Origin of the sequence: uncultured Pseudoalteromonas sp., assembly GCF_963922945.1 — a bacterium.
Classification (GTDB): domain Bacteria; phylum Pseudomonadota; class Gammaproteobacteria; order Enterobacterales; family Alteromonadaceae; genus Pseudoalteromonas.
Genome location: NZ_CAWUKC010000110.1, coordinates 1 through 10274, shown reverse-complemented (window position 1 = coordinate 10274; position 10274 = coordinate 1). Strand labels below are relative to the sequence as shown.

Annotated in this window: 7 protein-coding genes; 5 read left to right on the top strand and 2 right to left on the bottom strand. The window is 42.3% G+C overall.

Going from position 1 to position 10274, the window contains the following annotated elements; translation table 11 throughout:
- Nucleotides 1-61: 61 nt before the first annotated feature.
- The 3 genes from AABI99_RS16610 to AABI99_RS16600 all read left to right on the top strand — a co-directional run bounded on the left by AABI99_RS16610 (nt 62) and on the right by AABI99_RS16600 (nt 3239).
- Nucleotides 62-1054: a Gfo/Idh/MocA family oxidoreductase gene (locus AABI99_RS16610; RefSeq protein WP_338367202.1), complete on the top strand. Its 993-nt coding sequence runs from the start codon at nt 62-64 to the stop codon at nt 1052-1054.
- A 355-nt stretch (nt 1055-1409) separates the two neighbouring features.
- The gene (locus AABI99_RS16605) at nt 1410-2159 is read left to right on the top strand and encodes a FadR/GntR family transcriptional regulator (protein ID WP_338367201.1); all 750 of its coding nucleotides are present in this window, start codon (nt 1410-1412) and stop codon (nt 2157-2159) included.
- 222 nt (nt 2160-2381) lie between these two features.
- Nucleotides 2382-3239, top strand: coding sequence for a DMT family transporter (locus tag AABI99_RS16600; RefSeq protein WP_338367199.1), 858 nt, complete (start codon nt 2382-2384; stop codon nt 3237-3239).
- A gap of 76 nt (nt 3240-3315) precedes the next feature.
- On the opposite strand, the gene AABI99_RS16595 is transcribed toward AABI99_RS16600, so the two are convergent.
- Together AABI99_RS16595 and AABI99_RS16590 are read right to left on the bottom strand one after the other, a co-directional pair.
- A complete protein-coding gene (locus AABI99_RS16595; protein ID WP_338367198.1) occupies nt 3316-4494 on the bottom strand; it encodes an MFS transporter in 1179 nt (392 codons plus the stop codon).
- A gap of 71 nt (nt 4495-4565) precedes the next feature.
- Entirely contained in the window at nt 4566-5660 is a 1095-nt protein-coding gene (locus AABI99_RS16590; RefSeq protein WP_338367197.1) for an NADH:flavin oxidoreductase/NADH oxidase, read from the bottom strand.
- 411 nt (nt 5661-6071) lie between these two features.
- Here AABI99_RS16590 and AABI99_RS16585 point away from each other — a divergent pair, with 411 nt between their 5' ends.
- Both AABI99_RS16585 and AABI99_RS16580 read left to right on the top strand, forming a co-directional pair.
- A complete protein-coding gene (locus tag AABI99_RS16585; protein WP_338367196.1) occupies nt 6072-8486 on the top strand; it encodes a TonB-dependent receptor in 2415 nt (804 codons plus the stop codon).
- Between the two features lie 81 nt (nt 8487-8567).
- Nucleotides 8568-10151 (top strand): sulfotransferase, encoded by a 1584-nt coding sequence (locus tag AABI99_RS16580; protein WP_338367195.1) that lies wholly within the window; start codon nt 8568-8570, stop codon nt 10149-10151.
- The last annotated feature ends 123 nt before the right edge of the window (nt 10152-10274 follow it).

Genomic DNA, 10274 nt, shown 5'->3' with positions numbered 1-10274 from the left:
GCATACAGGGCAAAAAAAATGTTAAAGTAGCGGCTCTTATTATTTAAGCTAAGGAGCAGGCATGAACTTTGTCATTGTCGGTACCAATTTTATCAGTGATACCTTATTAAGCGCAGCCAATACGTTAGATGAATTCAATTTATACGGTGTGTGCTCTCGCAAACAATCAAGCGGCGAAGCCTTTTTATCAAATCATCCAAATACCGATGTAAAAATTTTCACCTCTGTTGAGCAGGTATGCCAAGATCCCAATGTTGATGCGGTTTATATAGCGGCGCCAAATAGCCTGCACAAGCAATACGCAGTAATGTGCCTAGAGGCTGGCAAGCATGTACTTGGCGAAAAACCTTCAGCTGCTAATAGCCATGAGCTAAACGCTATTTTAGCTGCAGCGAAAGCCAATAAGCGCCTTTTTATGGAAGCAATGATGACCACGCATTTGCCAAACTTTACGCGACTTAAAAATGCGCTGAGTAAAATAGGCAAACCCCGTAAGTTTATTGGCCAATACAGTCAGTACTCATCGCGTTACGATAAATATAAAAACGGCGAGCGTCCCAATACCTTTTTACCCGAGTTTGCCAATGGCGCTTTGCTTGATTTAGGCGTGTACCCGCTTTATTTACTTATTGCACTTTGGGGGGCACCACAGCGCGTAAGTGCCAGCGGTGTGCTATTAGATACCGGCGTAGATGGCGCAGGCGATGTGTTGCTCAATTACGATGATAAACAAGCGGTTATTAGTTATTCTAAAATATCTCAAGGCGATAACATTACCGAAATTCAGGGGGAGCTCGGCCGTTTACGTATTCACGCCGTGTCGCAGTTAAAACACATAGAGTTTGTTGCTAATAACGGTGAAGTAGAAGTGATTTCTGATGAATTTGATGAACACTTTATGAAATACGAAGTTGCACACTTTATGCAAGCCATTAACGCGCAAAGGCTAGAGTCAGATGTTAATACACATCAGCTTGCCTGCGACGTGATGAACGTACTTGATACTGCAAGAAAACAGCTTGGGGTCGTTTACCCTAATGACACAAGCGCTTAAGCTTACTAAAGTTGACCCCCATCCGTGGGCAATCAAGGTTAGGGCAAATATAAAATTATCGGCTTACTTATTTTTATCGAGTACAGGTAATTAATACGCCCTAACTTCTCTTTACTAAAAGAGTAAAGCTAATTTACCACACAAAAACATGACCAATCAAGCTAGCCAATTATTAAAATTTATACTAAATTGGTAACATAAACAGGTTAACGCTCATTTATAATATTATATGACCGTTATACCACTTTAAGATTTTGACATAAGAGTGAATTTTGGGGTAACCTCTGCTAATAACAGTAGGTTTAGGCTCTTTGGGCCTTTCAGCCGCTATTCCTTCAGGTAATAAAGGTAGAATATGGGAAACCGTCGCTTATTTTGGCGCATTGTTGATAAGGTTGAAGCTTTAATAAACCAAGGAGAGTTTTCTGCTGGGAGTCGTTTACCACCAGAGCGAGAACTTGCCGACATGTTTGACGTAAGCCGCCCAACAATTCGTGAAGCTATTATTGCATTAGAAGTACGAGGCCGCGTAGAAGTTAAAACCGGCTCTGGTGTATATGTAATAGAACAGCAAGAAACCGCAGTAAAAACAAAAGAGATCAGCGCATTTGAGCTAACCCAAGCTCGCGCACTCATTGAAGGTGAAATAGCCGCACTGGCCGCGCAATCAATCACCGATGAAGAGCTAGCCCAATTAAAGCAAACACTTATCGCTATGGAAGAAGGCTTATATGTAGAACAAGCCGACCGTGAGTTTCACGAAATAATAGCGCGTGCTACGCGTAATAAAGCCCTAGAGTATGCGGTGGCGAATTTGTGGGATTTGCGTTTAAACAATTCACAAATTGTGGCCGATTATGGCAGCGTGTGTAAAAACAATAACGATTGCGTAATGGATGAGCACACTGCTATTTACAATGCATTGCAAACACACGATGCAAGCGCCGCACGTACCGCAATGCATAAGCACTTTAACCGTTTAATTAACGCATTATTTGACGCAGTAGAAGCACGTGCGCTTGAAGAAATCAAACGTAAAAATGATGAAAAACGTGGCCTTTATTCTTTAGATGGCTTAGTTAAAAGTGCTAGCAAAACACATTAAAACAACCTAAACGTTGATAAGCCAGCGATCTATTCCCTGGCTTTTTTATTTTGAGGTTTACGGTTACTGTTTTTGCACTTAAATAGGGGCATGCATACACACCCAAGCATGTCACACACTAACAACTCCCTCCTAAATTTAATTTTGTATCTCAAGCTATTACTTAGCGAATAAAAAACAGCTACACTGCGCAAAAATAGACGATTGTTACCAAGGAAAACAATGCAATCATCCACTAAAAACTTTTTGCTTGCGCTCGTGTGTATTGTGTTAGCTATGATCACCATTCAATCCGGTGCTTCATTTGCTAAGCAGTTATTTCCTGTTGTTGGCCCCGAAGGCACCACTGCACTTAGGCTTGGTTTTTCTGCACTTATTTTGTGTTTAATATTTAAACCTTGGAAACACCTACCAGCTAGAGGTAATCGGTTATCAATTGTGGTGTACGGTTTAAGCCTCGGCGGAATGAATATTTTATTTTATTACGCGATTGAACGTATCCCTTTAGGAATAGGTGTAGCACTTGAATTTACCGGCCCGCTCGCTGTCGCGTTATTTAGCTCACGCGCTAAGCGCGACTTATTTTGGGTGGCGTGTGCCATTGCGGGGATTTTACTATTACTACCTGATATGAGCAGTCAGGAAAGCCTAGACCCAATAGGCGTAGTACTTGCGCTGGGTGCCGGAGCCTGTTGGGCCGCCTATATATTGTTTGGTAAAAAAACCGGCACACAAAGCTCAGGCGGTGCAACGGTCGCGCTCGGTATGACTGTTGCCGCTATTGTACTTGTGCCCTATGGCGGCATATTACAAAGCAGTGCATTTACATGGAGTGTTATACCGCTGGGCATTGGCATTGCTATTTTATCAAGCGCGCTGCCCTATACGCTTGAAATGGTTGCCCTGCGCAATATGCCCGCTCAAGGCTTTAGTATTATTCTCAGTTTAGAGCCTGCATTTGCTGCTCTTGCTGGGTTTATTATACTTGGCGAGTTATTAACCCTGTGGCAATGGTTGGCTATTTTATTAGTCATTATAGCCTCGGTGGGCAGCTCATTTTCGAGTGTTAAAAAACAATAATCGCCTCTATAAAAAGGCCAACACATAACTGCGCTGGCCTTTTAAATAACAAAATTCGCTATAACTTGTATCGCGCCTACTTGCTACTTGTCATTAAATATCCGACTAGTGATATAACTGGCATACCCGCTGCCACTAACGCCACGCTTTCCCAGCCACCAGCTTCGTATAGTGGGCTTGCCACTAGCGAGCCAAGCGCCCCACCGACAAAAATACTGGTCATGTATATGGCATTTAAGCGGGCTCGGCTTTGTGGCTCTAGTGAATATACCACCCGCTGACCCAGCACCATATTTGCCTGCACAGCAAAATCAATAAACACACCTGTTAAAGCTAAAATTATTACCCCATTGGGTAACTCAAATACACTTGGTAAAAAGCACACTGCGGCAATCACCTTAGCAAGTAACGATAACTGGTGCGTATACCCCTTATCGGCTAAACGTCCAACAATAGGCGCGGCGACAGCCCCAGCTGCGCCTACTAAAGCGAATAAGGCAATGTGTGATTGCGATAAACCGTACTCTCTGGCTAATACAACCGGTACGCTGGTCCAAAATAAGCTAAAAGAGGCAAACATAAGCGCTTGATACAATGCCCGCTCACGCAGCACTGGCTGCTGTATTATTAGCTGCTTAAGCGATTTTAATAACTTAACATAGGTTGTATTTTGTGTTGGTTGCCTGCTTGGTATCGTAAAGTAAATAACACTGGCTATAAATGCCATACAGCCTGCGGCAAAGTAAAATACGGCTCGCCAACCAAAATGATCGGCTATTAAACTCGACATTGGCCTTGCCAATAAAATACCCAATAATAACCCCGCCATTATATTGCCCAGTACTTGCCCACGTTTTTCATCTGACGATAAATGCGCAGCAAGCGGTATTAATACCTGCACCGATACAGAGCTTGCCCCCACCAATAAGCATAATAGCAACATAACACTTGGACTTTGCGCCAAGCCTGCGCCTATTAAACTTAAAAATGTTATGGCTAAGGTAATGAGCATTAAGCGTTTGTTTTCGACTAAATCGGCCAATGGCACTAAAAAAAACAGCCCCATTGCATAGCCAATTTGAGTAAGCGACACAATAAAACTTGCGCTATGTGCACTTAAGCCAACATCGGGCGCTAATAACTCAATGATTGGCTGAGCATAATAAATATTTGCCACAATAAGGCCACAGCACAGTGCAATAATGCTCACTAAGGTATTACTTATTTGCACAGGCTGTGTAACGGTTTGATTCATAAATAACTCTAATTTACAAATAATAAAACCCACTGCATATAAATACAGTGGGTAGCCATGGTATGGGTAAATTACTTAATAGGTGAAGGCTGCCCATGCGGGCTAGATCGCAAGTACTGCTTTGGTGCTTTAACAGTTGCGCCAAGCGCGGCTGCGGCATGCCAAGGCCAATGCGGGTTGTATAAAATACCTCGCGCTAGTGCTACACCATCAGCTTGCTGCTCGCTAATAATATCTTCGGCTTGTTGTGGCTCCGTGATTAAACCTACGGCTATTACCGGCATATTCACGGCCTCTTTAATAGCGGTTGCAAACGGCACCTGAAAATTTGGTTTAACCGGTATTTGCTGCTCTGGACTTAAACCCGCTGTACTTACATGAATAAAATCGCAGCCAAGCTTGTCTAACTCTTTAGCAAGCTCTATTGATTGTGCTAAATCCCAACCACCTTCAACCCAATCAGTAGCAGAAATTCGGATACCTACCGGTTTATTACTTGCAAATTCAGCTCTTACTGCTTTAAACACCTCAAGCACAAGGCGCATACGGTTTTGCAAACTGCCGCCGTATTCATCATCACGCTTATTTGAAAGTGGCGATAAAAACTGGTGTAACAAGTAACCATGCGCACCATGTAGCTCGATTAAATCAAGCCCTAGCTCATCTGCGCGTTTTGCTGCGCTTACAAAATCGTTTATTAGCTGGGTTATATCCGATTTCGTCATAGCTTTTGGCTGGTAAGCGTTGTCATCGTAGGCAATGGCAGAAGGCGCAAATGTTTGCCAGCCATTTTTATCGCTAGGTGCAATTGCGCCACCCCCATCCCATGGTTTTTCAGTAGATGCTTTACGCCCTGCGTGCGCTAGCTGAATGCCAATAGGCATGGGGCTGTATTGCCTAATAGCTTTTAGACTTTTGCCTAATGCTTGTTGGGTTTCGCTATTCCAAAGCCCTAAATCGCCATAACTAATACGCCCCTCAGGGTTAACCGCGGTGGCCTCTAAAATAAGTAATCCTGCCCCGCTTAAGCTTAACTGCCCTAAATGAATAGTGTGCCAATCACTGGCAGCCCCCTGATTTGCTGAATACTGACACATAGGCGCAATAATAATACGGTTGTCTAAAGTGAGTTCACCGAGCTTTAAAGGTGAGAATAATTGGCTCATAAATATTCCTTAATACGCGTACTTTAGTACAAAATGCTATAGCTTACGGTATGAAGGGTTAATGGGGATCAAACTTCACTTTTATAGTGCTAAAACAACAATAAATACCTTTGAGCAAAATATTAAACAGGGTCCTATACGTTTCTTAACCGTATTTATACATTCAGCTAACTAAGCAATGTGAATGGCTATTTATATTTGCTCAATGCGCAAAACGTTTCCGTTTGTACCTTAACCTGCTAATTATTTGGATGTTATACATATTTATATAATTCAAAGCCGAACATAAACTATATTTATTCCAAAAAGGTGAATTAAAATTCAATTTTAATATTCCCACCACTTTAACTCCCTGATAAACTGTTTAACTTATATTAACGCTGTAAATTTTGAATCTGGGGATCACTTTTTATGTTTAAACCAAGCTTGTTAACCTTGGCTATTTCGAGCGCTGTATCTGGCGCATTTATATTTTCTAACTCAGCCGTGGCGCAAGAAGAAGTCACCGCGATAAACAAATCACTCGAAGTAATCGAAGTTACAGCAACAAGACGCAGCGGATCGGTGCAAAATGCACCGCTAAACATTACCGCACTTGATGCCGATGTAATGAAAGATCAAAACATTGGCGAACTAGCCGATGTAGCGCGTTGGGTACCTGGTTTAACAATTACCGATCAAGGTGGTCGCTCAGGCTCGCCTATTATTGTACGTGGTTTAAATACAAATTCGTCTGGTCCATCATCAGATGGCGGAACCGTCGCTACTTACGTTAACGAAATCCCGGTGTCAGTTGATATGCGCTTGGTAGACATAGAGCGTGTAGAAGTACTTATTGGGCCACAAGGCACGTTATATGGTGCTGGTACTCTAGGCGGCGCAATTCGTTACATGCTTAAAGAGCCAGAGCTTGATTTTACAACAGTAGAAATATTTGGTGATATGTTTCAAACCCAAGAAAGTGACTCGTTAGGCGGCGAAGGCGGCTTTATAGTAAACCTGCCACTTATTGAAGATGAACTTGCAGTACGTGCAAGCTTGAACGTATACGAAGACCCAGGCTTTATTGATTATGCTTACGCAGTGCGTGAGCCAGGTGTATCGCTACCGGACCCTGATTGGAGTAACGCCGACGAAGTAAACAACAATATTAAAAATGTTGAAGATGCTAACGGCGAAACAACTACCACAGGCCGTATTTCTGTACGCTTCAAACCAAGCGAAACATTTGAAGGGACACTTAATTACTTTTATCAAAACCAAGACAGCGAAGGCCGTTCAATTGTTCATTACAACAGCCTAAACGATGATAACGGTTTAAGTGATATTGTAGGTAAATACGAGTCGGCTTATCGTTATGAAGAGCCGCGCGAAAAAGAAGATCAACTACTAAGCCTTGAGCTAAAAGCCGACCTAGGTTTTGCAGAGCTTGTATCGGCAACCGGTATCTCAAGCTTTGATGCCGACGGCCAACGTGACCAAACCGATTTACTTATCCGCCTAGATTACGGTTATGAAGAGTTCCCTGCGTTTTCATCATACACACGTGAAATTGACGAAGAAGATACCTTCACGCAAGAGCTTCGTTTAGTATCGCAAAGCGACAGCGACCTAAATTGGATTGTAGGCGCGTTTTACAACAAAATAGAAACAGACGCCTCAAGTAAAGAATTTACCCCAGGCTTTGGTGATTTTGCCGTAGAAAATTTTGGCGCAGCGCAATCTCGTCCAGACCAACTAGAGTATTTCTCGGTAGACCGTACAGAAATTACAGAGTCGGCTTTGTTTGGTGAAGTAGGTTACCAAGTAACAGAAAAACTAGATGTAACCATTGGTATGCGTTTGTACCAGTACGACGTTGAATCAGAATCGGCTGTCGACTTCCCGCTATTTAATACCCTATTTGATGGCGCAGCACCTGATGCAATTTCATTAAATTTTGAAAAAAATGAAGCAGACGACAACGGCAGCCTATTCAAATTTAACGCTAAATACCAGTTCACTCCATCAGTAATGGGTTATGCAACGGTAAGTGAAGGCTTTAGAATTGGTGGCTCAAATGGTTTAGCACCGTGTCCTGATCCATTACCAGCTAATCAAGCAGGTTGTGGTAGCCCAGAAGAAATGCTCTACGATGCCGATACCACAACAAACTACGAGCTAGGCCTAAAAAGCACTTGGTTTAGAAGCCAATTACACTTTAATGCCGCGTTATTTAACGTAGATTGGGATGATGCACAAATTGCAGGCGCAACAGATGTAGGTCAACTCCCGTACTTATCTAACGCAGGCAGTGCAAACGCAAAAGGGGTTGAGCTATCTACCCGTGCTATTTTATCTGACTCATTTACCGTATACGCCACTTATGCTTATACAAAAGCAGAGCTAACCTCAGATGCACCATTTTTATTTAATGCCGATGGCACAGATGGCGCAGAAGATGGCGACCGTCTACCGGGCTCGCCAGAGCATCAGTTCTCTATGGGTGTAAACTATCAAACAGATGTATTTAGCGACAAAACCCTTGATATTAACTACGGTTTAACCGCGCAAAGCGATGTAATTACCAGAGTAGGCCTGCATGACAATGGCGAAACACTGCCAGGTTATAGCTTAAGTAATATTTCTGCTAAGTTAACAGCCGATGAGTGGTCAACAACTCTTTATGTTGATAACCTATTTAATAAATATGCATTTACATCGGTTCGTCGCTCAGATGCAGACATAACAACTGCAAACGGTGCCGACATACAACGTAACTACGGCCACTATATTAACCGCCCGCTGACGGTAGGCGTTAAATTTAACTACAAATTTGAAATATAATTTATAGTCACTCTTAAAAGGCTCAAATTTTTTGAGCCTTTTTTCTTTATTAACGCGTAACTAAATAATAAAAATTAAACAATGCAGCCAAATTTAAAACACCTTCATCAAAGTGCAATTAAACATTTAAACCAAGGCAATATTGAGCTTGCTCATAAAACGTTAGTTGAATTAGTAACGCAAAAAACCGACTTTGCCGATGGCTACTTTTTACTAGCCATGGTTAATTTACGCGTAGGGCAAATACACAAAGCCATAAAGCTAATAGAAAAAGCCCTTAGCTTTGGTAAAAGCATTGAATACAGCGCCCAACTTGCAAAGTGTTACGCATTAACAGGCGAATTAACTAAAGCAAAAAACACCGCTTTAGCCATACCCGTTGAGCAAATAAAAAAGCCGCTTGATGCCGACACCTTAGGTGTTGCACTTACACAAGCAGGCCTGCACAAAGAGGCACTAAACTACTTTAACTGCGCTATTAAACTGGCTAACCATGCAAATAAACCACAACCGCAGTTTTATTATAATTTAGGTGTGAGCGCTAAATTTGTCGGCCAATTTGAACAAGCTAAAAATGCCTTTGAAAGCGCCATTACGCTAAACCCGCTGCATCACCAAAGCCATTTTGCATTAAGTGACTTAACCAAAGCCACTGCGCAATCGAATCATATAGCGCGCTTAAAAACCGTAGCTGAGCAAATCACTCATCCCGATGCAAAATTACACATCGGCCACGCACTGGCAAAAGAGTATCAAGACATAGGCAAGTTTGATGATGCGTTTAACAGCCTAGAGCAAGGTAAAGCAGCAAAGCGCGCTATGCAGCCGTTTGATCATAAAAGCTCAACCGCATTATTTGAACACATTAAACATTTAAGTGAACAGCATAAACACGCGCTAACACAAGGAAACCCAACACCAGAGCCTATTTTTGTATTAGGTATGCCCCGCTCTGGCACCACATTGGTTGAGCGTATTTTATCGAGCCACAGCGACGTACAATCAGCCGGTGAGTTACAAGACTTTGGCCTAAGCGTTAAAAAGCTCAGCCAAACCCAAACACCGCATGTACTCGATACTCAAACACTCACTAAAGCCTACGAGCTTGATTTTAATCAGCTTGGGACAGCCTATTTAAACGCCACTCGCGTAACCACTGGTAGCCATAAGCACTTTATAGATAAACTCCCGTTTAACTTTTTTTATATCGACTTAATAACTAAAGCCCTACCAAACGCTAAAATTATTTGTATGCTGCGCGACCCAATGGACACCTGCATCGGTAACTACCGCCAGCTATTTACTATAAATAACCCCTACTACGCATACTCGCTCGATTTGCTCGACACTGCTAAATTTTATAGCCGCTTTTACAAACTCATGCAGCACTTTAGCGCCCTGCACAACAACATAAAATTAGTAAAATACGAAGAATTAGTCGCAAAGCCCGAGCAGCAAATAAAAGAGCTAGTTAGCTTTTGTAATTTAGAGTGGCAAGCACAATGTATAGACTTTCACTTAAACACCGCGCCAGTATCTACAGCCAGTAAAGTACAAGTACGCCAACCAATTAACAACAAAGCAATTGGCCGTTGGAAGGCGTTTAAGCCCCATACTGATGCAGCTGTTGAGTACCTTTTAAGCCAAGGTATTCGAGTTGAATAGACGTTTTATTTTACCGGTGCGACAATCTAAATAGGCGACTTTTTGTAAGTGTAGGTCGGATAAGCGAAGCGCCATCCAACACAGTAAAATACCTTGCCAATTATTATCAATTTTTTATGTTGT

What these genes read in the sequence shown, in the direction of transcription:
- AABI99_RS16610 (WP_338367202.1), top strand. Translation starts at nt 62, where the DNA reads ATGAACTTTGTCATTGTCGGTACCAATTTTATCAGTGATACCTTATTA.
- AABI99_RS16605 (WP_338367201.1), top strand. Translation starts at nt 1,410, where the DNA reads ATGGGAAACCGTCGCTTATTTTGGCGCATTGTTGATAAGGTTGAAGCT.
- AABI99_RS16600 (WP_338367199.1), top strand. Translation starts at nt 2,382, where the DNA reads ATGCAATCATCCACTAAAAACTTTTTGCTTGCGCTCGTGTGTATTGTG.
- AABI99_RS16595 (WP_338367198.1), bottom strand. Translation starts at nt 4,494, where the DNA reads ATGAATCAAACCGTTACACAGCCTGTGCAAATAAGTAATACCTTAGTG.
- AABI99_RS16590 (WP_338367197.1), bottom strand. Translation starts at nt 5,660, where the DNA reads ATGAGCCAATTATTCTCACCTTTAAAGCTCGGTGAACTCACTTTAGAC.
- AABI99_RS16585 (WP_338367196.1), top strand. Translation starts at nt 6,072, where the DNA reads ATGTTTAAACCAAGCTTGTTAACCTTGGCTATTTCGAGCGCTGTATCT.
- AABI99_RS16580 (WP_338367195.1), top strand. Translation starts at nt 8,568, where the DNA reads ATGCAGCCAAATTTAAAACACCTTCATCAAAGTGCAATTAAACATTTA.